This window comes from Falsarthrobacter nasiphocae (assembly GCF_031456275.1).
Lineage (GTDB): Bacteria > Actinomycetota > Actinomycetes > Actinomycetales > Micrococcaceae > Falsarthrobacter > Falsarthrobacter nasiphocae.
The window spans coordinates 461,807-487,278 of sequence record NZ_JAVDUI010000001.1 but is presented as its reverse complement, the minus strand read 5'-3'; the positions used below and the strand labels follow the sequence as shown (position 1 = coordinate 487,278).

The window sequence follows — 25,472 nt, the reverse complement described above, 5'->3', positions numbered from 1 at the left end:
ATCAGTGGAGGATCTTCGCGAGGAAGTCCTGGGCCCGGGAGGACTGCGGGTTCGTGTAGAACTCCTCGGGGGTGTTCTGCTCGACGATCCGGCCGTCCGCCATGAAGACGACGCGGTCTGCAGCGCGGCGGGCGAAGCCCATCTCGTGCGTGACGACGATCATCGTCATGCCCTGCTTGGCCAGAGCCGTCATCGTGTCGAGGACCTCGTTGATCATCTCGGGGTCGAGCGCGCTCGTCGGCTCGTCGAAGAGCATGACCTCCGGGTCCATGGCGAGCGCTCGGGCGATGGCCACGCGCTGCTGCTGGCCGCCGGAGAGCTGCGCGGGGTACTTCGGCGCCTGCTTGTCGACGCCGACGCGGGCGAGGAGCTCCATGGCGCGTTTCTCGGCCGCATCTTTGCTCACGCTGTTGACGCGCATGGGGCCGAGTGTGACGTTCTCGAGGATGGTCTTGTGCGGGAAGAGGTTGAAGGACTGGAAGACCATGCCCACCTTGGCGCGGAGCTTGGCGAGCTGCGGGCCCTCCTCGGGCAGGCGCTGCCCGTCGAGGGTGATCTCGCCGGAGTCGATGGTCTCGAGACGGTTGATCGTGCGGCAGAGCGTGGACTTGCCGGAGCCGGACGGCCCGATGACGACGACGACTTCGCCGCGGCGAACGTCCAGGTCGATGTCCTGAAGGACGTGCAGGGGTCCGTAGTGCTTGTTCACGCCTCGCAGGGAGACGAGGGGCGGCTCCGTGGCCGCAGGAGTGCCGGACGGAGCGGCGACGTGCTGATATGACATAGAGCACAATGTAGTCCATGCGATGTGAAATCGAGTAACCGGTGTCACAGGGCCTGCAGGTCGCGCGGGCTGTGGTCGGACCGCGCGGCCCCGCGGAGAAGCCGATAGCCTGGAGGGCATGACCCCCACTCCTTCCCCCTCGAGCGACAGGGCCCGGCGCGTCGACGGCGCCGAACGGTACAAAGGCCCCATCCGCCTCAAGGGCGCGCTCTCGCAGATGCCCATGGCCGACCAGCGACTCTTCGAGGCGCCGGGCGACGGCGGCTCGTTCGTCCACTCCGATCCATGGCGGGTCCTGCGCATCCAGGGCGAGTTCGTCGAGGGCTTCGGCGCGCTGGCCGAGCTCGGCCCGGCCGTCTCCGTGTTCGGCTCCGCCCGGCTCGCACCGGACACGTGGGCGTACAAGGAGGCCGAACGCCTCGGCTACCTCATTGCGGAGGCGGGCTACGCGGTCATCACCGGCGGCGGCCCCGGCATCATGGAGGCCGCGAACAAGGGCGCCCGCGCCGCGAAGGGCACCTCGGTGGGCCTCGGGATCGAGCTGCCCTTCGAGACTGGCCTCAACGAGTGGGTCGACCTCGGCATCAACTTCCGGTACTTCTTCACGCGCAAGACCATGTTCCTCAAGTACTCGGACGCGTTCGTCATCCTCCCCGGCGGTGTGGGCACCCTCGACGAGCTCTTCGAGACCGTCACCCTCATCCAGACGGAGAAGGTCTCCGCCCCTCCCGTCGTCCTCATCGGACGGGAGTACTGGGGTCCCCTCCTTGATTGGATGGCGACGACGGTGCTGGGCGCGGGGACGATCTCCGAGCGAGACCTGAAGCTGTTCCACCTCGTGGACACCGCCGACGAGGCCGCCGACTTCCTCTTGGGGAGCGTCGCCACGGAGGGCGGCGATCCCGGGGCCGCCGGGGCTCGGGCCAGCGAGGCCGCCGCACGGGCCCAGGCCGCGGCCGCGAGCGGGTCCGGCGCGCACCCGGACCAGCCGTGATCGTCTACGTCCTGCTCTTCGTGTCCTGCGCCGCGGCCTGCGTCGTCGTCGACTCCCGCCGCCCGCCCGAGGACCGCGAGCTCGCAGCGCAGGCCCTCATGGAGGACGCCCGCCTGCAGCCGCCCGAGGAGGCGCGCGCCGCGGCCGCCCGAGCCCGCCGCGGGTACGACGTGGTCCTGCGCGGGTACCGCATGGACCAGGTCGACGCGAGGATCGCCGACCTCGAGTCCCGCCTGGCCCGGGCAGAGGGCAGGGACTAGCGCGTGCGGGCGCTCGCCCGGGCCCCGTGGCCCCTCGCGGTCGCGGCGCTTTACCTGTTCTCCCGCGTCATCTCGACCGTGATCCTCCTCGCCGTGGCACAGACGCAGCCCGCGAGCCCGTGGGGGGAGGCCCGGCCGTCCTACCTCAGCTACATCAGCATCTGGGACGCCGAGTGGTATCAGCGGATCTTCGCGGTCGGGTACCCGGACGCGGTGCCGCGAGCGAGCGACGGGTCCGCCCGCGCGAACACGTGGGCCTTCCTCCCCGTCTTCCCCCTGCTCGTGCGGGCCGTCGCACCCCTGTTCGGCGGAGGGTGGATGCCCGCGGCCAGCGTCGTCGCCGTTCTGGCCGGTCTCGCCGCCTCGCTCGCGATGTTCGCGCTCTTCGAGCGGATGATGCGCAAGGAGGCGGCCTTGTGGGCCACGCTCCTCGTCCTCTGCTGCCCCGTGGGTCTGCTCTTCCAGGCCCCGTACGCCGAGGGCCTCCATGTGGCCCTCCTGGCGCTCGTGCTCCTGTGCCTCGGCACGCGGAGGTTCTTCGCCGCCGCGCCGCTCATCCTCGTCGCGGCGCTCACGCGGCCGACCGGCGCGCCGATGGCGCTCGCACTCGCCGTCCTTGCCCTGGCCTGGATGCGGCCGGCCGCTCGCGCCCGACTCTCCTCCTCGGACTTCGCGGGGCTCATGACGGCCCTCGTTGCGGCCTTCGCGGGGGCGCTGGCCTGGCCGGTCATCGCCTGGCTCGGCACGGGGGAGCCGAGCGCCTACACGGACACGGAGACGGTCTGGCGGGGCGGGCCGCTGGAGCTGTTTCAGCCGTGGGCCGAACGGGCCCGGGGGCTCGCGGGGGAGGGGTGGTGGGCCGTGTGCCTCATCCTCGCCCTCGGGGCGGCCGCGCTGCTCGCCGCGCCCGCGGTGCGCCGAATGGGCGTGACGGTGTGGGCGTGGAGCGCGTCCTATATCCTCTATCTCGCGGCGGTCTTCGACCCTCAGACGAGCACGATTCGACTGCTCTTGCCGCTCTTCCCCCTCGTGGGAGCGGCGGCCGTGGGCTGGCGGAGCGCGAGGATCTCGCCGCTCGAAGGAGAGGCCGCTCAGGCTGCCCGTCCCCGAGCCGGGCGGAGCGCGGGGACGAGTGCCGGCCTCGCGGGCGCCCCCTGGGGGCTGTGGGCGTGGCTCGCCGTCGGCGTCGCCCTCCAGGCGGTGTGGGTCGCCGTCCTGTGGAGGTGGACAGAGCTGCCCGGCGGCGGCGACTATCCGCCGTGAGTTTCATGTCAAAAAGACAACAGTCGTGAAATATACAACTGAATGTGACTGATTTCTCCGCTTCCCGAAATTGGGGGACAATGGCTGAGGATGAGAATGACACGCGACCGTCCCGCCGAGGCTTGATTCGGGCGGGCCGTGCGCCGGGGGCAGACCCCATAAGCGAAGGGACTAGAGACATGGCCGCGATGAAGCCCCGCACGGGGGATGGCCCCATGGAGATCGTCAAGGAAGGCCGCGGCATCGTCTTCCGCCTGCCGATCGACGGCGGCGGCCGCCTTGTCGTCGAGCTCAATCAGGACGAGGTCGACCAGCTCGGAACCGTCATCGAAGGGTTCCAGGCCTCCCGCTAGAGGCCCGCTCCACCCCCTGTTTCGGCGAGGAGGCGCTCCCGGCGTTCGTGCCGGCTAGCGTTTCCTCGTCGCCAGGATCATGCCGTCCGCCACGGGCGAGAGGTGAGTGACCATGTCATCCCTCTCCGCCAGGTAGCGGGCGGCATTGCGCGCGCTCGTGGTGCCCGCCGAGCGATTAGTCGGCTGCTGCACCGTGTCCGCCGCGAGGGCGTCGTTGATGACAATGAGCCCGCCCGGACGCAAGAGCCGCACACTCATCTCCACATACTCGGCGAGCCCCTCGCGATCGGCGTCAATGACCACCATCTCGTAGGCGGATTTCGTCAGGCGCGGCAGAACATCCTGACCCCGCCCGGCGATGACGCGCAGGCGGTTCAGCGGCACGCCCGCGTCGGTCAGCGTCTCCCGCGCGGCCCGCAGGTGCTCGACGTCGGGGTCGATCGTCGTGAGCGCCGCGTGAGGTGCCAGGCCGCGCACAATCGCAAGGGTCGAGACGCCGACGCCCGTGCCGACTTCGACAACGTGCGACGGCGCCACGGCGGTCGTGAGCACCGTCAGCGCGGTGGCCACGGAGGCGGGGACGGAGTCGATTCCGAGGTCGAAGGCTCGCTCCCGGGCCGCGAGCATCACGTCGTCGTCGGCGTGGAAGCCCTCGGCGTAGGACCAGGCGCTGCGCTTGTCAGCAGACATGGGCACCTTTCACATGGTGGACAGCAGGCATAATGACCTCTCATTGTCCCATGCCGCGCGCCGCCACGAGACCGCGCGGGCGTTCCCGCGCCACGTGAAGGGCCCCGAGGCCGATAGACTGTGTCCATTATGGGAATCAATGGTCTTGAAGGCGTGCTGCTGCTCGTCCTCGCGGTGCTCCTCTTCGGCGACCGTATGCCGGAGTACTCACGCCAGCTGGGCTCCTGGGTCCGCAACCTCCGCCGCATGAGCGAGGACGCCAAGCAGCGGCTCAAGGAAGAGGTCCCCGAGATTCAGGACGTGGACTGGCGCCGCATGGACCCCCGCCAGTACGACCCCCGGCGGATCATCCGCGACGCTCTCATTGAGGACGAGACGGTGCCGAGCTCGGGCGCGGGCTCCACCGCGGCGTCCGCCCTCGAGCAGACCCCCTCCCCGGCGTTCCCGCGGCCCTCCCGCCCATTCACGCCCCTCGAGGCAGGCGTCCCGGCGCCATTCGACGCCGAGGCGACCTAAGCCGGGGTCAGCCCGAGGGGTCGCCCGCTCAAGCCCCGCGGCGCCCCGAAGAGACGCTCAGCCAGGGCCTCGAACTCCGGCGCGTGCGCCCCTGTGGCCGGCAGGTCCCGGACCTCGTCCGCGAGCGGGAGCCGCGCCAAGAGCTGGACGCCCTCCGGGTGGGACTCGGCGAGCCGCTCCGTGAGCCTGCGCGCCACGGCTTCCCCTCCGCCCGAGCCGAAGGGCTCAAGCCGCTGCCCGCCCGCCTCGAGCCACGACATGTTCTCCACCACGCCCAGCACCCGCTGACCCGTCTGGCCGGCCAACGCGCCAGAGCGCTCCGCGACGGCCGCCGCCGACTCCTGCGGGGTGGTCACGACGAGGACGCCGGAGCCGGGCAGCAGCTGCGCCACCGTGATGGGGACGTCGCCCGTCCCCGGAGGCAGGTCCAAGAGGAGGACGTCGAGATCCCCGAAGTGCGTGTCCTTGAGGAACTGCTCGAGGGCGCGGTGCAGCATGGGCCCTCGCCAGGAGATCGGCTGGTCTGAGCCGACGAACATCCCGATGCTCATGACCGAGATGCCGTGGACGACGGGCGGCAGCATGAGGTCCTCGACCTTCGTGGGCCCCTCCGTCACTCCGAGCAGGGGCGGGATCGAGAACCCATAGATGTCCGCGTCAATGACCCCTACGCGCAGTCCGCGGGCGGCGGCCGCGAGGGCCAGGTTGGCGGTGACGGTGGACTTGCCCACGCCGCCCTTGCCGGACGCCACGGCGACGACCCGCGTCAGGGACTCCGGCCGGGCGAACGGGATGTCCCGCTCCGCGCCGCGCACCTGTTCCACGAGGTCCCGGCGCTCGGCGGGCGTCATGACGGTCACCTCGACGTCGACGTCCTCCACGACGCGCAGGCTCGCCTCCCGCACGGCGGCCACGAGGTCTCCGCGCTTGGGGCACGCCTCGATGGTGAGCTTCAGGCCGACGACGGCGGGGCCGCCCGGCTGGACGTCGACGCGAGAGATCATCCCCAGCTCAACGAGCCCCCGCCGCAGCTCCGGGTCCTGGACCGAGGCGAGCTGCGCGAGGATCGCCTCGCGAGCGGCATGACCGCGTGCGGCCTCGGGGTGCTCAGGCATCCTCGCCCCGGCGGGTCCGCTTCGCGGGCTCGCGCTTGTCCCGCGGGGCGTCGTCGTCCTCAGCGTCCCGGTCCTCCAGGATCTCCTGGAGGAGGTCGCGGAGCTCGGAGCGGACGAAGTCTCGCGTCGCGACGTCGCGGAGGGCGATGCGCAGGCTCGCGACCTCGCGCGTCAGGTACTCGGTGTCCGCGAGGTTCCGGGCCGCCTGGCGACGGTCCTCGTCGAGGGCGACGCGGTCGCGGTCATCCTGGCGGTTCTGGGCCAAAAGGAGCAGGGGCGCGGCGTACGAGGCCTGGAGGCTCAGCATGAGCGTCAGGAGGGTGAAGTTCGTGGCGCGCGGGTCGAACTGGCTCGACTCGGGCGCGAGCGTGTTCCACCCCAGCCAGACGGCACAGAAGGCCGTCATCCACAGGAGGAACGTCGGCGTGCCCATGAAGCGGGCGAAGCTCTCCGTCATCTTGCCGAACGAGTCAGGGTCCGGGCGGAAGCCCTCGAAGATCCGGCGGCGGTGGAACGGCGTGGAGAGGTCGGAGCGGACCTGGGCCTCCTTGCGGGCGGCGTCCGGGGACTTGTAGGAATCGCTCATGAGGAGATCTCCTCGTCGGTGTGCTCGCGCCAGTCCTCGGGGAGGAGGTGGTCCAGCAGGTCGTCGATCGTCACGAGGCCGACGAGCCGGTTCGCGTCGTTGACCACGGGGATGGCGGTGAGGTTGTAGGTGGCCAGGTTGCGGGCGACCTCGGACAGGGCCGCGAGGTCGGAGATCGGCTCGAGGGTGGAGTCCACGAGGTTGCCGAGCTGCTCCGGCGGCGCGGAGCGCAAGAGCTGCTGGATGTGGACGACGCCGATATAGCGGCCGGTCGGCGTCTCGAGCGGCGGGCGGGCCACACAGACGAGCGAGGCCAGGGCGGGGGAGTGCTCCTCCCGGCGGACCATCGCGAGGGCCTCGGCCACCGTCGCCTGCGGGCCCACGATGACGGGCAGCGGCGTCATGATCGAGCCGGCCGTGCCCTCCTCGTAGGACAGGAGGCGGCGGACGTCCTTCGCCTCCTCCGGCTCCATGAGGCCGAGGAGCGCCTCCTTCTGGTCGTCGGGCAGCTCGTTGAGGAGGTCCGCGGCGTCGTCCGGGTCCATCTCCTCGAGGACGTGGGCGGCGCGCTCGGCGTCGAAGGACGTGAGGATCTCCACCTGGTGGTCGTCCGGGAGCTCCTGGAGGACGTCGGCGAGACGCTCGTCCTGGAGCTCGGCCGCCACCTCGAGGCGGCGCTTCTCCGGCATCTCGTGGAGGGCGTCGGCGAAGTCGGCGGGGTTGAGGTCCTCGTGGGTGGCGACGAAGTGCGTGGCGCCCTGCGGCTCGATGGCCGAGCCCTGGAGGGCCTCGTTCCAGTCGACGACGAGCCGCTCGCCCCGGCGCAGGGACAAGCGGGCCCCCTGCGGCGCGCGGCGGACATAGAGCTCGACCGCGGTCCAGTCCCCGGAGCGGGAGACCTGGATGCCGATGTCCTCGATCGTCGCGTCCCCCGAGCCGTCCCGCATGGTCACGCGGCGGTCGAAGAGGTCCGCGACGACGAGCTGCTCAGCGCCGCGCTGCTCGAACCGGCGGAGGTTGATGAGGCCGGAGGTGATGATCTGGGCCGTGTCGATGGCGGTCACGCGAGTCATCGGCACGAAGATGCGTTTCTTGCCCGGCACCTCGACGACAAGGCCGATCACGGCCGGCGGCCTCGGCTGACTGCGGTTGACGAGCACGACGTCCCTCAGGCGGCCGATGCGGTCACCCTGAGGGTCGAAGACGTCGAGACCGAGCAGGCGAGCGACGAAGATGGTGGATCCGGGGGTAGTCACGCCTCCAAGCCTAGTACGTGCCTCGCGTGGGAGACTGTGAGCATGAGTCATTCTCAGACCCCCATGCCGCCCCAGGCGGCCCTCAGCACCCAGGCCCAGCCCCGCATCACCGGAACCGTCCTTGGAACGTTCCCGGACTACGAGCCCGCCCAGGCCCTCGTGGACCGGCTCGCCGACTCGGACTTCGAGGTCGCGAACCTCAGCATCGTCGGCAAGGGCCTCGTGAGCGTCGAGCGCGTCGTTCAGCGCCTGAGCTACCCGCGCGTGGCCCTCTCCGGTGCCACGACGGGCGTCGTCATGGGCCTCATCATCGGGATCGGGTTCGCGCTCTTCCTCCCGGACCACAACTGGGCGTCGATCCTGCCGATGGTCGTGATCGGCGCGTGCATCTGGACGATCATGAACGTCATCGGCTACGCCACAAAGCGGGGCCAGAGGGACTTCCTCTCCACGAGCCAGACCGTGGCGACGAGCTACGAGGTCCTCTGCGAGCCGGCGGCGGCCGCGCAGGCCCGCCAGATCCTTGCGGGCGGCGCGCCGTCGTCGTCCTCCCCGGAGGACCCGGCCCGCTCCTAGGCGAGAGCGCCGCAGGAGCGGGCCGGAGAGTGACCGGTCAGGAGAGGGAGTCCTGGATCCACGCCTCGACGTCGTCGGCCGTGCGCGGGAGGGCCGCCGAGAGGTTGACCGGGCCGTCGCTCGTCATGAGGATGTCGTCCTCAATCCGCACGCCGATTCCCCGGTACTCCTCCGGCACGGAGAGGTCGTCCTTCTTGAAGTAGAGGCCGGGCTCGATCGTGAAGCACATGCCCTCGGCGAGCTCGGCGTCCAGGTAGAGCTCCCGCTTCGCCTGCGCGCAGTCGTGGACGTCGAGGCCCAAGTGGTGGCTCGTGCCGTGCGGCATCCACCGGCGGTGCTGCTGGCCCTCGCTCGAAAGCGCCTCCTCGAGGCTCACAGGCAGCAGGCCCCACGCGTGGAGGTGCTTCGCGAGGACCTCGGTGGCCACCCGATGCAGGTCCGCGAACTTCGCGCCCGGGCGGGACGCGGCCGCGAACGAGGCGTCGGCGGCCTCGAGCACAGCCTCGTAGATGCGCCGCTGGACGGGGGAGAACGTCCCGGAGACGGGGACCGTGCGCGTCACGTCCGCGGTGTAGAGGGAGTCCACCTCGACGCCGGCGTCCATGAGGAGCAGGTCTCCTGCCTTGATCTCGCCGTTGTTGCGGATCCAGTGGAGGGTGGTCGCGTGGTCGCCGGACGCGGAGATCGTGTCGTAGCCGAGGTCGTTGCCCTCCTCGCGGGCATGGGCGAAGAAGGCGCCCTCGATGACGCGCTCGCCCCGGCGGTGGGAGATGGCGCGGCCGAGCTCCTTCATGGAGCGGCGGAAGCCCTCAAGCGTGGTGTCGACGGCGAGGCGCATCTGATCCGCCTCCCACTCGTCCTTGATGAGGCGCAGCTCGGAGCAGGCGGCGGCCAGCTCGGCGTCGAGCGCGTCGCTGCGCTCCAGGTCCACTCCCGTGTTGATGCGGGACGTGTCCACGAGCGCATCGCAGTTGAGATCGGTCTCGCGGATGAGGCGCACGCGCATGCCGCCGATCTCGACCGCGCCCGCGTCGCGGGTGATGGCCGTCTCCAGCTCGGAGGAGTGGGCGGTGGCGATCCCGTGGCTCGCGGCGATGGCCTCGAGGCCGTCTCGGTCCCCGATCCAGAATGAGCCGTAGCGGGCGTTGGAGTAGAACTCGTCCGTGTCCCGGCCGGCCAGCGGGCGGAAGTACAGGGTCGCGGTGTGGTTGCCCCCGTCGTCGCCCTCTCCTTCTGCGGTGGGCTCGAAGACGAGGACCGCATCCGGCTCGCGGTCCGTCCCGAGGCCCGTCAGGTGCGCGAAGGCGGAGTGGGCGCGGAAGCGGTAGTCGGTGTCGTTGGAGCGGACCTTGAGGGGGCCTGCGGGGATGACGAGACGCTCGCCCGGGAAGAGGCGGGAGAGGGCCAGGCGGCGGCGGGCCGCGAAGTCGGCGACGGGCTCGCGCGCGGGGAGCTCGGTGCTCTGCGGGGCCCACTGGCTCGTCATGAAGCGGCGGAAGCTCTCACTCGAGGGGCGCTGGGACCGGTTGTCCCCCCGGGCCTCGATGGGCTGGGCGTCCGTCTCAGCCGTGGGCTGCGGCATAGATTCCGTCATGCTGTTCCTCCTCGTGGTGTGCCCCGGTCAGGGGTGGGTCGTTCTCGCGTGCGAGGCACCCGCCCCGCGGGTGAGGACGCCCATGCATCGCATGTTTAGGCACCCTGTGATTAGGATGGACTCCTGCATGTGGACTGGCACAAAGTGCCGGTAGCCAAGGCCGCCGTCCCACGTGCAGAGAAAGTGCTCGCTCTGTGTCAACCGTACCCGGCCCGCCGGACGTGAAGCATTCGCGCCCGCGATACGCGGTGCTCGACATCCTCCGGGCCGCCGCGGTCCTCCTCGTCATCGCCTACCACGCGCTTCCCGGCGCCCTGCCCGCGGGCTACCTCGGCGTCGACCTCTTCTTCGTCCTCTCCGGGTTCCTCATCACGCGCGGCCTCCTCGCCCGCGCGGGGGAGCGCCTCCAGCCCGCCGATGGCCGCGATCCCTTGACCCTGCGCGCCTTCTTCGCGGACTTCTACCTCAAGCGGGTCCGGCGCCTCGCCCCGGCCTTCGCGTTCATGCTCCTGGGCACGTGCGCCCTCGCCCTCTCCGCGCCCGACGACGTCCGCGTCCGGCTTGGACGCCAGGTCCTCGGGGCGGTCACGTCCACGGCGAACTGGGTCCAGCTCGCCGCAGGATCGTCCTACTTCGACGCAGGCACACCGCAGCTGCTCAAGCACATGTGGTCTCTCGCCGTGGAGGAGCAGTTCTACCTCGTGTGGCCGTGGGCCGTCCTCGCCGCGGCCGCGAGTGTCCGGGGCCGGGCGCGGCCGCTCACCGCGATGCGGGCCCGCCTCCGAGCGTGGACTGCGGGCGCCGCCGCGGCCTCGGCCCTCGGCATGGCGGGCGTGTGGCTCGTGACGCGCGACCTCAACCAGGCCTACCTCAACACGTTCACCCACGCGAGCGGCATCCTCCTGGGCGCATGCGTCGCGTGCCTGCCGGTCGTCCGGCAGACCCGCCCGCTCGTGCGCTGGGCGGCCGGGGCCGCCGCGCTCTCCGTGCTCCTGGCCTCCCAGTGGCTCCTGCCGGACACGGCACCCGCCTCGCAGCTCGGCGGCATCTTCGTCTTCTCCCTCGCAGCCGCGATCCTTGTCCGTCTCGGCACCACGGGTCGGCTCGCCTCCGTCAACCCCCAGGGGCCTCTCGCCGGGGCGTGGCGGTGGGTCGCGGACCGGTCCTACGCGCTGTACCTGTGGCACTGGCCGCTCCTTGTCCTGGCCGCCGCCTGGCTCCCGGACCCCACCGGCGGCGAGGTCGAGCCGCATCTCATGTGGGGGAGGGCCTGCCTCGCGGTGGGGCTGACCTTCGCGCTCGCCGAGGCCTCCGCGCGCCTCCTCGAGCAGCCGGTGCTCCGCTGGGGATTCCGCGGCGCGCTCCGGCGGGCGGCCGGCGCGAGGAAGCGCCTCGCGGCGGGAGCCGCCGTGGCGGTGGCCCTGACCGCGGCCACGCTCGTCGCCGTCGTCACCGCCCCCGCCGTGACCGCAGACCAGGCGAGGCTTGAGGCCCTGCAGCAGAAGTCCTCGAGGCTCGCCGAGCCGCCGACCGCCCCGCCCACAGGGCCCCCGACCCCGGCGCCGACAGGCAGCGCCGCGCCACCGGGGACGGCCGAGTCCCAGGGGATCGACTCCCGGACCGTCACGTTCATCGGCGACTCCGTCACAGTGGCGGCCTCGGACGCGATCCGCGCCGCCTACCCGCAGTCTGCGCTCGATGCGCACGTGGGCCAGCAGATGTGGGACGCCCCCGAGCGGATCAAGGCCCTCGACGCGCAAGGGCGCCTCGGGCAGACGGTCGTCGTGGCGCTCGGGACCAACGGCTCGTTCACGGACGAGAACCTCGAGAGCGTCGTTGCGGCGGGCGGGCCGGAGCGCCGGTTCGTCTTCGTCACCGGGTACGGGCCCCAGCCCTGGATCGCTGAGGTCAACGCCCGGCTCCACGCCTACGCGCAGGCCCACCGGGACCGGGTCCGTCTCGCCGAGTGGGACCAGGCCGCCCCGACGACGGGGGACATCGCCTCGGACGGCGTCCACCCCGGGCCCACCGCCTCCCGCGCCTGGGTGGAGACCGTGACCCGGGCCGTCAAGAGCTTCTAGGCCGGCGGCCGGGGCCTTCCGCGCTGTCCGGCGGCTCCCGCAGGGTGGGTGCCGCGGCTTCGCCGTATGATCGACCCATGACGATCGACCTCCACACCCACTCGGCCTTCTCAGACGGAACCCAGTGGCCGGAGGAGCTCCTCGAGGAGGCGGCTGGCGCAGGGGTCACGACCCTCGCGCTGACCGACCACGACACCTTCGCTGGGTGGGGCCGCGCCATGGCCGCCGGCGAGCGCGTCGGCGTCCGGGTCATCCGCGGCGTCGAGGTGTCCTGCCGCAGCGCCGAGGGCATCAGCGTCCACATGCTCGGCTACCTGCCTGATCCCGAGAACGCGGCTCTGGCGGGCATCCTCGGCGGGTCCCGGGCCGCCCGGGACACGCGCGCGCGGCGCATGGTGGAGCTGATCGGCGAGGACTACCCGCTCACGTGGGCGGACGTCGAGGCCGTCGCAGGGGAGGGCGCAACGATCGGCCGCCCCCACATCGCGGACGCGCTCATCGCCCGGGGCCTCGTGGCCAGCCGGGAGCAGGCGTTCGCGGGGATCCTCGCGGGCGGCTCGCCGTACTTCCTGCCTCACCCCGCGCCGGAGCCGTGCGAGGCCATCCGCGCCATCCGTGCGGCCGGCGGCGTGCCGGTCTTCGCCCACCCGCGCGCCCGGCTGCGTGGGCGCGTCCTCCCTGACTCCGCGCTGGGTCCCATGGTCGACGCCGGCCTTGCGGGGCTCGAGGCCGATCACCGCGACAACCCGCCGCACGAGCGCGAGCAGCTCCGGCGCATCGCCGAGGACCTCGGCCTCCTCGTCACGGGCTCGTCCGACTTCCATGGTCGGGGCAAGCCCAACGTTCTGGGCGAGAACACGACGGCGCCCGAGGTCCTTGAGGCCATCCTCGCTCAGGCCACGAGCGGCCTCACTTAGGACCCGTTCGGGAACCTGCGCCCGGCCCGTCTCGGTGTGCCCCGATGTTTGGCGAAGGCCCCCCGCAATGTCGGTGGCACACGCCAAACGCGGGGGCGAACGGCGGAGAGGAGCGGGGCTCGGCTAGGCGCCAGCCGCGTCGTCGGACTCTGCCCGGCGAGTGTGCCAGCGGCTGCGGGCCGCAAGGAACGCGCCGAAGACCAGGGCCGCGATGGTGGAGGCGGCGAGGACGGCGACCTTGGCGTCGTCGTGCGCCGCGACCGTCGGCGCGAACGAGAGCTCCGTGACGAGAAGCGAGACCGTGAAGCCGATGCCCGCGAGCCCGCCGATGCCCACGACGTCCGCCCAGCGAACCGAGCGGTCCAGCGACGCGGACGTGAAGCGCGTGACGGCCCACGTGGTGCCCACGATTCCGACGGGCTTGCCGACGACGAGCGCCAGGACGATGCCGAGGGCCACAGGGTCCGTGGCGGCCTTGGCCAGCCCCTCGAGCCCGCCCACGGTCACGCCGGCGGAGAAGAGAGCGAAGAGCGGCACGGCGAACCCCACGGACAGCGGGCGGAAGCGATGCTCGAGGATCTCCGCGAGCTCAACGCCGAACCGGCCCGAGACGGGGACGATGAGGCCGAGGACGACGCCCGCGATGGTCGCGTGGATGCCCGACGCGTGGACCAGTGCCCACGCAACCACAGCCAGGGGCAGGAGCATGACCCAGGCCCACCGGCGCTGGCGGCCGAAGAGATCGGGGCGGCGGTGGACGAGGAACGCGAAGACCCCGATGGGCAGGAGCGCGAAGAGCAGCGGGCCCCAGTGGATCTCCGAGGTGTAGGCCACGGCGATGATGACAATGGCGATGAGGTCGTCGACGACGGCCAGCGTGAGAAGGAAGATCCGGAGCGGATTCGGCAGGCCCTTGCCCACGATCGCGAGGACGGCCACCGCGAAGGCGATGTCCGTGGCCGTGGGAATGGCCCATCCGCGAAGGCCAGCCGGGTTCCCGCTGTTGACCGCCAGGTAGACGAGGGCCGGGACGATGACGCCGCCCGCGGCAGCCGCGACGGGCACGAGGGCCTTGCTGGGGGAGCGAAGGTCTCCGGCCACGATCTCGCGCTTGAGCTCAAGCCCGACGAGGAAGAAGAAGATCGCCAGGAGGCCGTCGGCCGTCCAGTGGCCAACGGTCAGGTTGAGGTGGAGGGCCTCAGGGCCGAAGCGGTAGTCCCGCAGAGCCGTGTAGGACTCGGCCCAGGGCGAGTTGGCCCAGATGACCGCAATGACGGCTGCCACGATGAGAAGGACGCCAGACGTGGTCTCAGCGCGGAGGAGGTCTCCGATGCGCCGCGTCTCAGCCGGGGAGCCGGGCCCGAAGACGACGGGCCGCTCGGAATCAGCGGCCTCGGGGGCGGGGGACGAGTGCGGGGTGGGAGTGTTCACGGGGTGAGCCTCTGCTTCCTCCCGGCCGGGTGCGGCCGGGGCACGGTGGACGTCGTAGAGCGCTCTCGCGCCCGCCGACCAGACTTCCCGGCACACCAAAGCCCTCAGTCTACAGGCCGCGTGGGCCGAGTGGGAGGCCCCCGAGACGCCGGGCGTCTGGGGCCCGGCCGAACGGGCCGGCGCGGTCGGACGGGCTGACATCCCGGGGCGGGCCGGCTCCGTCAGCCGCACGGAGGAGCCGGACGGGGCCGTCCTCTGCGGCGCCGAGCCGCGACGCCATGACCTCGATGGCCTCGGGGTTGGAGTCCACGAGGAGGAAGCGCCGCCCGAGCTCTCGCGCGGCCGCGCCGGTCGTTCCCGAGCCCGCGAAGACGTCAAGGACGCGGTCCCCAGGGCGAGTCGAGGCCGAGATCATGCGGCGCAGAAGGCCGAGCGGCTTCTGGCTCGGGTACCCGGTCTTCTCCTTGCCCGTGGGCGAGACGATCGTGTGCCACCAGACGTCGGTGGGCAGCTTGCCCCGCGCGGCCTTCTCGGGCGTGACGAGGCCCGGGGCCATGTAGGGCTCGCGGTCCACCTCGGAGGAGTCGAAGTGGTAGCGGGCCCGGTCCTTGACGTAGACGAGGATCGTCTCGTGCTTCGACGGCCAGCGGGAGCGGGCCTTGGCGCCGTAGTCGTAGGCCCAGATGATCTCGTTGAGGAACGCGTCCCGGCCGAAGATGATGTCGAGCATCACCTTGGCGTAGTGGACCTCTCGGTAGTCCAAGTGGAGGTACAGGGTGCCGTCCTCCGCCAGGAGCCGCCACGCGTGCTCGAGCCGCGGGAAGAGAAAGTCCCAGTAGTCGCCGAAGGCGTCGTCGTAGGCGCGCAGGCGGCCGGCCACCGTGGCGAAGGTCTGTCCCCGGAATCCCCGGCGGTCTCCGTCCCCGAGCGGTCGCGAGCGGGCGCTCGACTCCGCTCGGGACTGGGAGCGGCCCGTGTTGAACGGCGGATCGAGGTAGACGAGCGTGAACGAGCCGTCCGGCAGCTGCGGGAGGACGGCGAGGTTCTCGGCCTCGAGGACCCAGTCGGGGTCCTCGGGGCCGAGCGCCCCGAGAGCGTCAGCGAAGGAGGTCAGCGGTCACTCCGCGCTGGCTGAGCCCTCGGCGCTGCGGCCCGAGCCGCCGCGCCGGCGCGTGCGCTTCCGCGGGGCCCGGGTCGAGGCAGCGCCCTCGCCGCCCTCGGCGCCCCGGGGCGAGCCGCCCTCCCGCGCCTGGCCCTGGGGCCCCTCGGTGCGGGCCTCATCCGAGCGCGAGCCCTCGGCGCTGCGTCCGCCGCGGCCTCCCGCGCTGCGCGAGCGGCCGGACTCCCGGGGGGTCGAGGCGCCGCGGCCTGCGTCGTCGCCCCGGCCCCGGGAGCTGCGCCCCGCGCCGCGCCCGCCCCGCGAGCCCTCGCGGGGCTCCCGGCCGCCCTTGCCGTCGAGGTCCTCGACCTTCTCGGCCTCGAGCCCGGCGAGCGTCCGGCGGTGCTTGGGCAGCCGGCCCTTGGTGCCCTCGGGGATGTTGAGGTCCTCGTAGAGGTGCTTCGAGGAGGAGTAGGTCTCCACGGGCTCGTGGAAGTCCAGCTCGAGGGCCCGGTTGATCATCTGCCAGCGGTGGAGGTCGTCCCAGTCCACGAACGTCACGGCGATGCCCTTGTTGCCCGCGCGGCCGGTGCGGCCGATGCGGTGGAGGTACGTCTTCTCGTCCTCGGGGCACTGGAAGTTGATGACGTGGGAGACGTCGTCGACATCGATGCCGCGGGCGGCGACGTCGGTGGCCACGAGCACGTCCACCTTGCCGTTGCGGAAAGCGCGGAGGGCCTGCTCGCGCGCACCCTGGCCGAGGTCTCCGTGGAGGGGAGCGGCGGCGAACCCGCGGTCGATGAGCTCGTCCGCGAGCTTGGCGGCAGAGCGCTTGGTCTTCGTGAAGATGACGGCGCGGCTGCGGCCCTCGGCCTGGAGGATGCGGGCGACGACCTCGTCCTTGTTGAGCGCGTGCGCGCGGTAGACGACCTGGCGGATGTCGCGCTTGGTCATCGAGCCGTCGTCGTCGGGGTCCGTGGCGCGGATGTGCGTGGGGCGGCTCATGTAGCGGCGCGCCATGCTGACCACGGGGCCGGGCATGGTCGCGGAGAAGAGCATCGTCTGGCGCACGGCGGGCACAGCGGAGAGGAGGCGCTCGACGTCAGGGAGGAAGCCGAGGTCAAGCATCTCGTCCGCCTCGTCGAGGACGACGATCCGCACGTTGGACAGGTCGAGGAACCGCTGGCGGTGGAGGTCGATGATGCGGCCGGGCGTGCCGACGACGACCTCGACGCCCGCCTTGAGCTGCTCGATCTGCGGCTCGTAGGCGCGGCCTCCGTAGATCGTCGCGATGCGCACGTCGCGCTTGGCGGACGCGCGGGAGAGGTCCTCGGACACCTGGACGGCGAGCTCGCGGGTGGGGGCGACGACGAGGGCCTGCGGCGCGCCGGGCACCGCGAGGTCGGCGTAGCGCGCGTCGGAGCGCCCCGCCACCCGCTGGAGCACGGGGATCCCGAAGCCGAGGGTCTTGCCCGTTCCCGTCTTGGCCTGTCCGATGACGTCTCCGCCGCCGAGGGCAACCTGCAGGGTCATCGCCTGGATGGGGAACGGGTGGTGGATTCCCGCGTTGGCGAGCGACTCGACGATCTCGGGGAGGACGTTGAAGTCAGCGAACGTCTCGGGGACAGCGGCCTTCGTGGCCTCGGTGGTGACCGTCTCGGCGACGGTCTCGCCCAGCTCGGCGGCCGCGTCGGTGCGGGCGTCCGGGGTGTCCTGGGGGTGCGTGGGGGTCTCGGTCATGGTTCACCGTGTTTCGTGATCGGCGAGGCGCGCGTGAGGGCGCGGCGGCTCGCGGTGGTGAAGCCGGGTGCGGTAGGGACGTGCTCGCGGCGGGCGGCGGGATCCCTCCAACCGGGGCGAGCGGAGTGCACTGCGGGGCGTCGCGGCCGTGGAGGCGCGCGGACTCGACATTGACTTGTATTCGGTGCAACCGGGCATCACGCAGGGTACATGTGCACGTCTCAGTCTACAGGGACGGGCTCCAGATCCTCGTGATCCGTGAGGGGGTGCGCCACCTCGTCCTCCCAGAGTCTCGCCTTCGTCCAGACTGCCAGGCTGAGGATGGGGCCGACGACGGCTGGCGCCACGAAGAGCGGCGTCAGCCCGAATCGCTCCCCGAGGGGGCCCGCGATCGCCATGGAGAGCGGCATGAGGGCGAGGGAGACGAAGAAGTCGAGGCTTGAGGCCCGGCCCAGCAGCTCGGGCGGGACGCGCCGCTGCAGGAGGGTGCCCCAGATGACCTGCCCGGCGGACCCGCTCGCGCCGAGGATGGCCATGACGGCGCCCATCGTCCACGGCGAGCCGGCGACGGGCAGGAGCGCCATGGGGATGAGGCCGATCACGCCCCACAGCCCGAGCATCGTCGTGAGGTACCGCCGCGGCAGGGGGCGGGAGGCCGTGAGCCACGAGCCCAGCACGCTGCCGGCGCCCATGGACGCGAGCATGAGCGCGAACATGCTCGCGCCCCCGCCGAGCTGCTCCCGGACGAGGAAGGGCAAGAGGACCTCGATGGGGCCGATGAAGACGAGGACGACGCAGCACGCCCACACGAGCGTCCACCCGAACCACGGCGTGTCCCGGGCGAACCGGGCGCCCTCGACGAAGTCCTGGAGGGCGGTGGTCGGCTCGGCGGCCGCGTCCCGCGCCACCGCCCCCGCGCCGGCGGGCAGTCCGAGCGCCGTGGCGGTGGCCGCTCCGAAGAGGAGCAGGCACGCGAAGACCCCCGCGTGCGGCGAGAAGGCGCCGATGAGGGCTCCCGCGGCCGCCGGGCCCAGGGCGTTGAGGAAGGCAGGGCGCACCATGCCCTCGATGCCGTTGGCGGCCAAGAGGTGCCCGGGCGGGAGGAGCCGAGGCAGGATGGCCGAGTAGGCGGGGAAGTAGAACGCCACGGACACGCTGAGGAGCGCGGCGGAGACGGCCAGGTGCCAGAGCTGGAGGACGCCCAGGAGGGCCGCCGCGCTCGTCACGGCCATGGCCACCGCGTTGAGGGCCTCGACCGTGACGAGGATCCGCTTGCGGTCCGTCCGGTCCGCGAGGATGCCCCCGGGCAGGGCGAGCGCCACGAGGACGACCGCGGAGATGCTCGCGACGAACGACAGGGCGGAGGGGCCTCCGCCGAGGTCGATGACCTCATAGGCCAGGGTGACGACCCACATGCCCGCCGCGAAGACGCTCAGCGTCATCGATGCGACGAGCCAGCGGTAGGCGGGGACGGTGAAAGGACGCAGGGCCCGGGGCAAAGGCATGCGCTCAGCCTTCCACACGCGATTGAACTGTGTCAATCAGCCCGCGCCGGCTAGGACGTCTGCTGCGTCTCCTGAGGCCCCACGACCTCGAACGAGAGCGTCCGCGCGTCCAGGTCCACGCCCGCAAGCCGGACCCGCACCTGGGAGCCCGGCGTCGCGTCCGTGGACACGCGAGCGCTCACGGCAGGGTCCGCGATCTGGATGGCGGCCTTTCCCTTGGACGAGCTCGTCACCTCCGCGGAGAAGACCTCCCCGACGCGCGACGACAAGACGAATGCCTCGACGAGGTCAAGGGCGGCCCGCTGGACCTGCCCCGCCCGCTGGTCCGAGGCCTTCATGAGCGCAGGCAGCTGCGGGAGGGCGTCAAGGACCTCAGGCGGGACAGGGCGCGAGGCGGACAGGGCCTCGACGACGACGAGCGCGAAGCGGTCAACGAGCCGCCGCAGCGGGGCCGTCGTGTGGGCATAGGGGGCGCCGAGGGCGGCCTGGATGAGGGCGGCCCCGTCGTCGTCCTCCCCCGAAGGCAGCGCCAGGTACCCCGCGCCGCGGAAGAGCGAGCCGGCCGCGTACATGGCCGCGAGCTGGTGCGGGTCCGACGTGTCCAGCGAGCGCAAGAACTCGCCGTAGGGCACGCCCTCCGGCCAGGGCGTCCCCAGCGCCTTGACCCGCGCCCGGAACTCCGCGAGAGCCTCCCGGCCGGGAGCCGGCATCGTGCGCAGCAGGCCCACGCCGTGCTCCACGAACAGCCGCCCCGTCTCGAGGCCCGTCATGAGGGAGATCTGCGCGTTGAACGTCTCCACGGGCAGGGGAGCGCGGCTCGTCAGGACAATGCGCCCGCTCTCCGCGATCTCCACCTCCTGCTCCGGCAGGTTGAGGCTCGCGCCGCCGCGCTGGCGCTCCAGCTCGATCCGCTTCTCGCCGACCTCCCGCAGCAGGGACGCGAACTCGGACGGGGACCCCGAGTCCAGGTCCGCCTGCACGCCCTCGTACGAGAGCTTCGCCGTCGAGCGGATCACCGCCCGCTCGACCTCCATCCGAGAGACGCCCGCGTCCTCCCCGAGCTCAAAGGTGAAGACGTACGCCCAGCGGTCCACATTCGGCAGGAGGGAGCCCGCGTCCTCGGAGATCGCCCCCGGGTGCAGGCCGATCCGCCGGTGGGGGAGGTAGATCGTCTGGCCGCGCTCGCGGGTCTCCGCGTCGAGTGCCGAGCCGGGCTCGACAAACGAGGGCACGTCCGCGATGGCATAGCGCACGAGGTAGCCGGCGCCCGCGCGGGCCAGGAAGACGGCCTGGTCCAGGTCCGTGGAGCTCGCCGGGTCCACCGTGACGAACGGGACGTCTCGCAGGTCCACGGACGGGGCACCCTGCCCGGCGGCGTGGGCCGCGATGGCCCTCTCCGCGTCAGCAAGGGCCTCCGGCGAGAACTCGGACGGCGCCTCGAACTCGTTCAGCAGGGCGTCGAGGCGCGCCGTGAGCTCGCTCTGCGCCTCGGCGGGCGCGGCCGCTCGGGGCAGGACGGGAATGCGGGGCAGGACCATGACCACTCTCTTCACGGCGCGGGCGCCGACGGTAGGGACGGCTAGCGGGGCCGAGTTCCTTAGAGCGCGCCGAAGCCGACGGGGCGCGTGTTCTCGTGGCCGATCTCGACGTAGGCGATCTTGCCCCCGGGAACGATGTGCTCGGTGCCCTTCCGGTCACGCAGGCGAAGGACGGAGCCGTTCTCGATGGCCTCGGCGACCTGGGCCTCGATGGCCTTGTGGTCGACCGTCGAGTCGATGGTCAGCTCGCGGGGCGCGTGGTCGATTCCAATTTTGATTTCCATAGCTCACAAGCCTACTTCGGGAGGCCGGGCATGAGGGCCACGCCGTCCCAGAACAGGCTCGTCATGATGGTCACGGCCCGCTCGGGGGAGACCCGCTCCCCGTGGGGCTGCATGGCCCAGCCGCGGGCCGAGATCTGGGCGGCGCCGGCGAGGCCGCGTGCCAGCAGCTCGGCCTCGATCTGCGGCATGCCGGTGTCCTCGACGAGGAGCTCAGCGATGCTCATCATGAAGTTGTGGTGGAACAGCTCGAGCCGCTTGGCGACCTCCGGCATGGCCGCGACGTCCGAGTTGAAGATGATCCGGTACCCGCGGTGTTCTTTCTCGGCGTACGTGTAGAACGCGCGGAGCGTGGCCTCGATGCGCTTCTGGTTGTCGGTCGTCGAGGACATGGCGTCCCGGAGCGAGGCGGCCAGGCTGCCGATGCACGCGTCGAGGAGAACGAGGTAGAGCGAGTCCTTGCCCTCGAAGTGCTGGTACAGGACGGGCTTGGAGACGCTCGCGCGATCGGCGATGTCGTCCATGGAGGCCCCGTGGAAGCCGTTCTCGAAGAAGACCTCGTAGGCGGCAGTGAGGAGCTGGGCTCGGCGTTCCGCTGCGGGGATCCGGGCGGCTCGCGGACGAGGCGAGGGGGTGATTGGGGAAGTCATGTGCGGGACCAATCTCTCCGGGGCGCTGGTGCGCCCGTGGGGTGGGGGATGGGGTGGTTCGGCGAGGGTGGGGGATGCCGGGCGCTACGCGGTGCGCGGAACGGGGCAGGATTCGCCCGCCTCGCGAGGATGACCGGCGGGCTGAGGAGCCGCGCGGTCTGCCGGGGACGCGGAGGGGGCCTCCGGGACCTCGGCGGTGATGCCGTACAGGGCCTCGAGCCCGGCGACGTAGTCTCCGGCGCGGCCCTGGGCGGCGAGCTCGCGCCCGCGCACGGTCGGCAGGTGGAGGAGCTGCCGGACCATCCGGCGGAGTGCGAACTCCACCTCTTCGCCCGCGGCGGTGCAGCCGTGCTGCACGCGCACCTTCTCGAGCTCGCGCTCCAGAACGTCCATCGTGTGGCGGCGGAGGGCGACGACGGCGCCGTCCACTTGGCGGGCGGTCCGCTCCGCAATGAAGGACTCGGCCGCCGAATGGACGATCAGGCGGGCGTCCTCGAGGGCCGAGGCCGCCTCGGCCGGCGCGGCCAGGCGAATGGACTCGAGCGTGAGGACCTCTGCCCCCGGAATGGAGGCGACGTCCGGGGTGAAGTCGTGGGTCAGGGCGAGGTCGAGGACGAAGAACTCGTCGGCGCTCGTCCGGGCCGCAGCGAGCTCGGCGCCCGTGATGCGGCGGTCTCCTCCGCTGCAGCCGAGGATGATCTGTGCCTCGCCGAGGGCGGCTGGGAGGGTCTCGGCGGTGAGGGGGGTGCCGCCGCGCGCAGCCGTGAACTCGTGGGCGCGGCCCGACTGGGAGAAGACGCGGATGTCCGTGACGCCGCGCTCGCGCAACAGCGCCATGGACGCGCCCGCGTAGGCGCCAGTGCCGAAGATGACGGCTGTGCCTTCGGCCAGGGGGGTGGACGGGTCCAGGGACTCCTCGACGAGGTCCAGCCCCACGGAGACAATGGACTTGCCCTGGGACCCAAGGGCGGTCTGCGAGCCCACGTCCTTGGCCGTGCGCGTTGCGGCCTGGAAGAGCCGCGTCAGCTGGCCGGAGGCGGTGGAGGACTCCTGGGCGAGGACGAGTGCCCGGCGAACCTGGCCGGCGATCTCGCGCTCACCGACCACGGCGGAGTCGAGACCGGCGCCGACGGCGAAGAGGTGCCGCGGGACGTCGTCGCCCACGAGGGTGGAGAGGGATGCGGAGACGAAGGCCTCGGAGAGGGAGGAGCCCTCCGCGACGGCCGCGACGATCTCGGCGCGCGCCGCCTCGACGTCCTCCGCGGAGGGGACCTCGGCGTAGACCTCGAAGCGATTGCAGGTGGAGAGAAGGACGAGCCCGCGAAGGAGGGGCGAATCATTCGTCGCTGACATGACCTGGGGGGCAGCCGCGCTCATGCGGGCAATGCGCTCCAAGTCCAGGTCTGAGTGCGTCGCGACGAGGGAAAGATAAACCACAGCGCGTCCCATCGTACTCCCGTCCCGACATTCGGAACGAGGAAGGCTCGCCTCACCTGCGCGCCGCTCGGGCGGGGGCGGGGCGCGCGGTCGATAGAATCGGACCTCAAGGACACCCACGCACCCCGAGCAAAGGACGCCGCCCATGACCCAGAGCCCGCACTCCGCAGATGGACGCACCACCCCGCCGGACTCGGCGCTCGTCCGGGAGCTCCGGGGCCAGCGCGGCCGCACCCGCCCGGTCTGGTTCATGCGCCAGGCCGGCCGGTCTCTGCCGGAGTACCGGGAGGCGCGCAAGGGCACGGGGATGCTCGAGGCGTGCCTCCGCCCCGAGCTCGCCGCGGAGATCACCGTCCAGCCCGTGCGCCGCCACGGCGTGGACGCGGGCATCTTCTTCTCTGACATCGTGGTGCCCCTCAAGCTCGCGGGCGTCGACGTGGACATCGTCGCTGGCGTGGGGCCCGTCCTCGGCGCGCCCATCCGCACCTCGGCGGACATCGACGCACTCCCGGAGCTTGAGGACTCGGCCCTCGAGCCGATCCGCGAGGCCGTCCGCCTCACCGTCGCCGAGCTCGGCGAGACCCCGCTCATCGGCTTCGCGGGCGCGCCCTTCACGCTCGCGGCCTACATGGTCGAGGGCCGGCCGAGCCGGGACCACCTCGGCCCCCGCGCCATGATGCACAGCGACCCGGGCGCCTGGCGCGCTCTCTGCGAGTGGACGGCCCGCACGAGCGGCGCGTTCCTCCGGGCGCAGCTCGAGGCCGGCGCGAGCGCGGGCCAGCTCTTCGACTCCTGGGCCGGCTCCCTCGGCCTCGCCGACTACGAGGAGCACGTCAGGCCCGCCTCCGGGAGCGTCTTCGACGCGGTCCGGGACCTCGGCCGTCCCCTCATCCACTTCGGCACGGGAACGAGCGAGCTGCTCGCGGCCATGAAGGACGCCGGCGCGGACGCCGTGGGCGTGGACTACCGTCTCCCGCTCGCTGAGGCCAACCGGCGCCTCGGGGGCTCCGTGCCGCTCCAGGGCAACATCGACCCGGCCCTCCTCCGCGCCCCGTGGGGAGTCCTCGAGGCCCACGTCCGCGACGTCGTCGCCTCCGGCGCCCAGGCGCCAGGCCATGTCGTCAACCTGGGCCACGGCGTGCCGCCCGAGACCGACCCCGCGGTCCTGACCCGCCTCGTCGAGCTCATCCACTCCATTGAGGACGACGCCCCCGCCGGACAGGAGGCCCCCGCCGCGACGGACGCCGCCTCGTGAGCCGGGCGGGGGACTGGGACGTCGTCGTCATCGGCGGCGGCGTGGGAGGCCTGATCTGCGCGTGGGAGGCCGCGCGCGCCGGCGAGCGGGCCCTCCTGCTCGAATCGAGCGGCCGCCTCGGCGGAGCCGTTGGCCTCATGGGCCTCGAACAGGGCCCCGGCGCCGCAGACGCGGCGGAGGCCGAGCGCCTCGCCGCCCTGCGGCTCGAGGCCGGTGCCGAGTCCTTCGCTACGAAGTCCCCTGCCGTGCCGAGTCTCCTCGCCGACCTCGGCCTTTCGGAGGCGCGCCAGGAGGCCTCGGGCCTCGGCTCGTGGATCGTCGAGGCTCGCGCGGGGACCGTCCGGGCCATGCCGTCCCCCAAGACCGGCCTCTTCGGCATTCCGGGGGACCCTCTCGCGGCCGACGTCGTCGCCGTGGTGGGGCAGGAGGAGGCGATGAGGGCCGCAGCCCTCGACTCGCGCCCGCTGCCCGCCGGGGGATTCCCCGGGGACGTCACCGTGGCGCGGCTCGTCGAGGAGCGCCTCGGGCGGGCCGTGCTGGACCAGCTCGTCACTCCCGTCGTGGCCGGCGTCTACTCCACGAGTCCGGACCGCCTGCCGGTCGCGCGCCTCCACCCTGGCCTCTTGCCAGCCCTCGCCGCCGCGGGCAGCCTGGGGCGCGCCGTGACCCGCCTCCGCGAGGCAGCCCCTGCCGGCGCGGCGGTCGCGGGCCTCGAGGGCGGCATGGGCCGCCTTGTCACTGAGCTGGAGGGCCAGGCGCGGGCGGCCGGCGCGCACGTGCGCCTCCTGTCCCGCGCTGAGTCCCTCGCCCGGGCCGACGACGGGCGCATCGCCGTCCGGGTTGCGGCCCCGCGCGGCGAGCCCGGCCCCGCCACGTGGGAGGCCACCGCGGGCCGCGTCGTCCTTGCCGTTCCTGCGGGCCCAGCCCGCGAGCTGCTCGAGTCGCTCGCCCCCGGGGCGCACCCGGACACGCCCATCGGGTTCACGCCGGGCGAGCGCATCGTCCTCGTCACCCTCGCCGTCAGGGCCGGCTCGGTCGCGGCCCGGGGCCTCGCCGCGGCCCCCCGCGGCACCGGCCTGCTCGTGGCGCCCTCGGCCCGCACCCCCCGGCTCAGCGCGGCCAAGGCGATGACGCACTCCACGCGCAAGTGGCCCTGGCTGGAGGCCGTCGCCGGCGGGGTGGAGATCGTGCGGCTGAGCTATGCCGAGGACGAGCTCGCCGCCGCGGGGCTGCCCCTGACGCGGGAGGACGGGCCGCAGCCCGGCTCGGAGGAGCGCGAGCGACTCGTTGAGCGCGCGGTCGCGGACGCCTCGCTCCTGACAGGGGTCGAGGTGGCGCCAGCCGACGTCGTCGCGCACTCCGTTGCCGTCCACCGCAACACCGCGCCCTCCCCGGGGGCCCCGGCCCCCGCTGCCGCCTTCGCGGCGCTCGAGGCGGACCCGCGGCTCGAAGGGGTGCGGATCGTGGGCTCGTGGCGCTCTGGGACGGGGCTCGCGGCCGTCGTCTCCCAGGCTCGGACAAGCCCCCGGTGATAGTGTGGGCACGTTTCTA

The 25,472-nt window shown here is 72.3% G+C and carries 24 protein-coding genes; 10 read left to right on the top strand and 14 right to left on the bottom strand.

The genetic code is table 11. The features are described from left to right. Position 1: 1 nt before the first annotated feature. A complete protein-coding gene (locus J2S35_RS02150; RefSeq protein WP_309849324.1) occupies positions 2–784 on the bottom strand; it encodes an amino acid ABC transporter ATP-binding protein in 783 nt (260 codons plus the stop codon). Between the two features lie 118 nt (positions 785–902). On the opposite strand from J2S35_RS02150, the gene J2S35_RS02145 reads away from it, so the two are divergent. From J2S35_RS02145 to J2S35_RS02130, 4 genes are all read left to right on the top strand, one after another. Then, complete coding sequence (locus J2S35_RS02145) at positions 903–1,778, top strand: LOG family protein (protein ID WP_380083944.1); 876 nt, start codon at positions 903–905, stop codon at positions 1,776–1,778. Next, positions 1,775–2,038, top strand: coding sequence for a hypothetical protein (locus tag J2S35_RS02140; RefSeq protein ID WP_309849323.1), 264 nt, complete (start codon positions 1,775–1,777; stop codon positions 2,036–2,038). The genes J2S35_RS02145 and J2S35_RS02140 overlap by 4 nt, the downstream gene beginning before the upstream one ends. A 3-nt stretch (positions 2,039–2,041) precedes the next feature. Next, positions 2,042–3,301: a hypothetical protein gene (locus J2S35_RS02135; RefSeq protein WP_309849320.1), complete on the top strand. Its 1,260-nt coding sequence runs from the start codon at positions 2,042–2,044 to the stop codon at positions 3,299–3,301. Positions 3,302–3,480: 179 nt separating this feature from the next. Next, complete coding sequence (locus J2S35_RS02130; RefSeq protein WP_309849318.1) at positions 3,481–3,654, top strand: DUF3117 domain-containing protein; 174 nt, start codon at positions 3,481–3,483, stop codon at positions 3,652–3,654. A 54-nt stretch (positions 3,655–3,708) separates the two neighbouring features. Here the strand turns inward: J2S35_RS02130 and J2S35_RS02125 are convergent, their stop codons facing one another. Next, the gene (locus J2S35_RS02125; RefSeq protein ID WP_309849315.1) at positions 3,709–4,344 is read right to left on the bottom strand and encodes an O-methyltransferase; all 636 of its coding nucleotides are present in this window, start codon (positions 4,342–4,344) and stop codon (positions 3,709–3,711) included. A gap of 129 nt (positions 4,345–4,473) precedes the next feature. On the opposite strand from J2S35_RS02125, the gene J2S35_RS02120 reads away from it, so the two are divergent. Next, entirely contained in the window at positions 4,474–4,860 is a 387-nt protein-coding gene (locus J2S35_RS02120; protein ID WP_309852979.1) for a Sec-independent protein translocase family protein, read from the top strand. Here the strand turns inward: J2S35_RS02120 and J2S35_RS02115 are convergent. The 3 genes from J2S35_RS02115 to J2S35_RS02105 are packed head-to-tail and all read right to left on the bottom strand — an operon-like array spanning position 4,857 to position 7,817. Further along, positions 4,857–5,975, bottom strand: coding sequence for a P-loop NTPase (locus J2S35_RS02115; protein ID WP_309849313.1), 1,119 nt, complete (start codon positions 5,973–5,975; stop codon positions 4,857–4,859). The genes J2S35_RS02120 and J2S35_RS02115 overlap by 4 nt on opposite strands. Beyond that, positions 5,968–6,561: a DUF1003 domain-containing protein gene (locus J2S35_RS02110; RefSeq protein WP_309849311.1), complete on the bottom strand. Its 594-nt coding sequence runs from the start codon at positions 6,559–6,561 to the stop codon at positions 5,968–5,970. The genes J2S35_RS02115 and J2S35_RS02110 overlap by 8 nt, the downstream gene beginning before the upstream one ends. Then, positions 6,558–7,817, bottom strand: a complete 1,260-nt coding sequence (locus J2S35_RS02105) for a magnesium transporter MgtE N-terminal domain-containing protein (RefSeq protein ID WP_309849308.1) — start codon at positions 7,815–7,817, stop codon at positions 6,558–6,560. Before J2S35_RS02105 ends, J2S35_RS02110 begins: the two co-directional genes overlap by 4 nt. Before the next feature lie 42 nt (positions 7,818–7,859). Here J2S35_RS02105 and J2S35_RS02100 point away from each other — a divergent pair, with 42 nt between their 5' ends. Next, positions 7,860–8,393: a general stress protein gene (locus J2S35_RS02100; protein ID WP_309849305.1), complete on the top strand. Its 534-nt coding sequence runs from the start codon at positions 7,860–7,862 to the stop codon at positions 8,391–8,393. A gap of 37 nt (positions 8,394–8,430) precedes the next feature. On the opposite strand, the gene J2S35_RS02095 is transcribed toward J2S35_RS02100, so the two are convergent. Next, positions 8,431–9,987 carry an aminopeptidase P family protein gene (locus J2S35_RS02095; RefSeq protein WP_309849303.1) on the bottom strand — a complete coding sequence of 519 codons (1,557 nt, stop codon included), beginning with the start codon at positions 9,985–9,987 and terminating at the stop codon, positions 8,431–8,433. Between the two features lie 194 nt (positions 9,988–10,181). Between J2S35_RS02095 and J2S35_RS02090 the strand changes: the two genes are divergently transcribed. Both J2S35_RS02090 and J2S35_RS02085 read left to right on the top strand, forming a co-directional pair. Beyond that, entirely contained in the window at positions 10,182–12,068 is a 1,887-nt protein-coding gene (locus J2S35_RS02090) for an acyltransferase family protein (protein WP_309849301.1), read from the top strand. A gap of 77 nt (positions 12,069–12,145) precedes the next feature. After that, entirely contained in the window at positions 12,146–12,985 is an 840-nt protein-coding gene (locus J2S35_RS02085) for a PHP domain-containing protein (protein WP_309849299.1), read from the top strand. A 123-nt stretch (positions 12,986–13,108) separates the two neighbouring features. On the opposite strand, the gene nhaA is transcribed toward J2S35_RS02085, so the two are convergent. The 8 genes from nhaA to J2S35_RS02045 form a co-directional block, all read right to left on the bottom strand. Continuing rightward, positions 13,109–14,416: a Na+/H+ antiporter NhaA gene (gene nhaA / locus J2S35_RS02080; protein ID WP_309849297.1), complete on the bottom strand. Its 1,308-nt coding sequence runs from the start codon at positions 14,414–14,416 to the stop codon at positions 13,109–13,111. A 109-nt stretch (positions 14,417–14,525) separates the two neighbouring features. After that, entirely contained in the window at positions 14,526–15,530 is a 1,005-nt protein-coding gene (locus tag J2S35_RS02075; protein ID WP_309852977.1) for a DNA-methyltransferase, read from the bottom strand. 3 nt (positions 15,531–15,533) lie between these two features. Then, positions 15,534–17,255 carry a DEAD/DEAH box helicase gene (locus tag J2S35_RS02070; RefSeq protein WP_309849294.1) on the bottom strand — a complete coding sequence of 574 codons (1,722 nt, stop codon included), beginning with the start codon at positions 17,253–17,255 and terminating at the stop codon, positions 15,534–15,536. Positions 17,256–17,476: 221 nt separating this feature from the next. Next, positions 17,477–18,760, bottom strand: coding sequence for an MFS transporter (locus J2S35_RS02065; RefSeq protein WP_309849292.1), 1,284 nt, complete (start codon positions 18,758–18,760; stop codon positions 17,477–17,479). A gap of 50 nt (positions 18,761–18,810) precedes the next feature. Further along, the gene (locus J2S35_RS02060; protein ID WP_309849290.1) at positions 18,811–20,298 is read right to left on the bottom strand and encodes an RNB domain-containing ribonuclease; all 1,488 of its coding nucleotides are present in this window, start codon (positions 20,296–20,298) and stop codon (positions 18,811–18,813) included. A 59-nt stretch (positions 20,299–20,357) separates the two neighbouring features. Then, entirely contained in the window at positions 20,358–20,582 is a 225-nt protein-coding gene (locus tag J2S35_RS02055; protein WP_309849287.1) for a DUF3107 domain-containing protein, read from the bottom strand. Between the two features lie 11 nt (positions 20,583–20,593). Then, positions 20,594–21,229, bottom strand: a complete 636-nt coding sequence (locus J2S35_RS02050) for a TetR/AcrR family transcriptional regulator (protein WP_309849286.1) — start codon at positions 21,227–21,229, stop codon at positions 20,594–20,596. A gap of 84 nt (positions 21,230–21,313) precedes the next feature. Then, on the bottom strand, positions 21,314–22,666 hold the full coding sequence (locus J2S35_RS02045) for a glutamyl-tRNA reductase (protein ID WP_309849284.1): 1,353 nt from the start codon (positions 22,664–22,666) through the stop codon (positions 21,314–21,316). Positions 22,667–22,811: 145 nt separating this feature from the next. Between J2S35_RS02045 and hemE the strand changes: the two genes are divergently transcribed. Beyond that, a complete protein-coding gene (gene hemE / locus J2S35_RS02040; RefSeq protein WP_309849282.1) occupies positions 22,812–23,921 on the top strand; it encodes a uroporphyrinogen decarboxylase in 1,110 nt (369 codons plus the stop codon). Then, a complete protein-coding gene (locus tag J2S35_RS02035) occupies positions 23,918–25,453 on the top strand; it encodes a protoporphyrinogen/coproporphyrinogen oxidase (RefSeq protein WP_309849280.1) in 1,536 nt (511 codons plus the stop codon). Before hemE ends, J2S35_RS02035 begins: the two co-directional genes overlap by 4 nt. The last annotated feature ends 19 nt before the right edge of the window (positions 25,454–25,472 follow it).

Bases quoted from the DNA above. Each gene is read 5' to 3' on its own strand.
- J2S35_RS02060 (WP_309849290.1), bottom strand. From the start codon at position 20,298: ATGGTCCTGCCCCGCATTCCCGTCCTGCCCCGAGCGGCCGCGCCCGCC.
- J2S35_RS02065 (WP_309849292.1), bottom strand. From the start codon at position 18,760: ATGCCTTTGCCCCGGGCCCTGCGTCCTTTCACCGTCCCCGCCTACCGC.
- J2S35_RS02095 (WP_309849303.1), bottom strand. From the start codon at position 9,987: ATGACGGAATCTATGCCGCAGCCCACGGCTGAGACGGACGCCCAGCCC.
- J2S35_RS02050 (WP_309849286.1), bottom strand. From the start codon at position 21,229: ATGACTTCCCCAATCACCCCCTCGCCTCGTCCGCGAGCCGCCCGGATC.
- J2S35_RS02100 (WP_309849305.1), top strand. From the start codon at position 7,860: ATGAGTCATTCTCAGACCCCCATGCCGCCCCAGGCGGCCCTCAGCACC.
- J2S35_RS02125 (WP_309849315.1), bottom strand. From the start codon at position 4,344: ATGTCTGCTGACAAGCGCAGCGCCTGGTCCTACGCCGAGGGCTTCCAC.
- J2S35_RS02110 (WP_309849311.1), bottom strand. From the start codon at position 6,561: ATGAGCGATTCCTACAAGTCCCCGGACGCCGCCCGCAAGGAGGCCCAG.
- J2S35_RS02070 (WP_309849294.1), bottom strand. From the start codon at position 17,255: ATGACCGAGACCCCCACGCACCCCCAGGACACCCCGGACGCCCGCACC.
- J2S35_RS02115 (WP_309849313.1), bottom strand. From the start codon at position 5,975: ATGCCTGAGCACCCCGAGGCCGCACGCGGTCATGCCGCTCGCGAGGCG.
- J2S35_RS02150 (WP_309849324.1), bottom strand. From the start codon at position 784: ATGTCATATCAGCACGTCGCCGCTCCGTCCGGCACTCCTGCGGCCACG.
- J2S35_RS02055 (WP_309849287.1), bottom strand. From the start codon at position 20,582: ATGGAAATCAAAATTGGAATCGACCACGCGCCCCGCGAGCTGACCATC.
- hemE (WP_309849282.1), top strand. From the start codon at position 22,812: ATGACCCAGAGCCCGCACTCCGCAGATGGACGCACCACCCCGCCGGAC.
- J2S35_RS02085 (WP_309849299.1), top strand. From the start codon at position 12,146: ATGACGATCGACCTCCACACCCACTCGGCCTTCTCAGACGGAACCCAG.
- J2S35_RS02120 (WP_309852979.1), top strand. From the start codon at position 4,474: ATGGGAATCAATGGTCTTGAAGGCGTGCTGCTGCTCGTCCTCGCGGTG.
- J2S35_RS02145 (WP_380083944.1), top strand. From the start codon at position 903: ATGACCCCCACTCCTTCCCCCTCGAGCGACAGGGCCCGGCGCGTCGAC.
- J2S35_RS02130 (WP_309849318.1), top strand. From the start codon at position 3,481: ATGGCCGCGATGAAGCCCCGCACGGGGGATGGCCCCATGGAGATCGTC.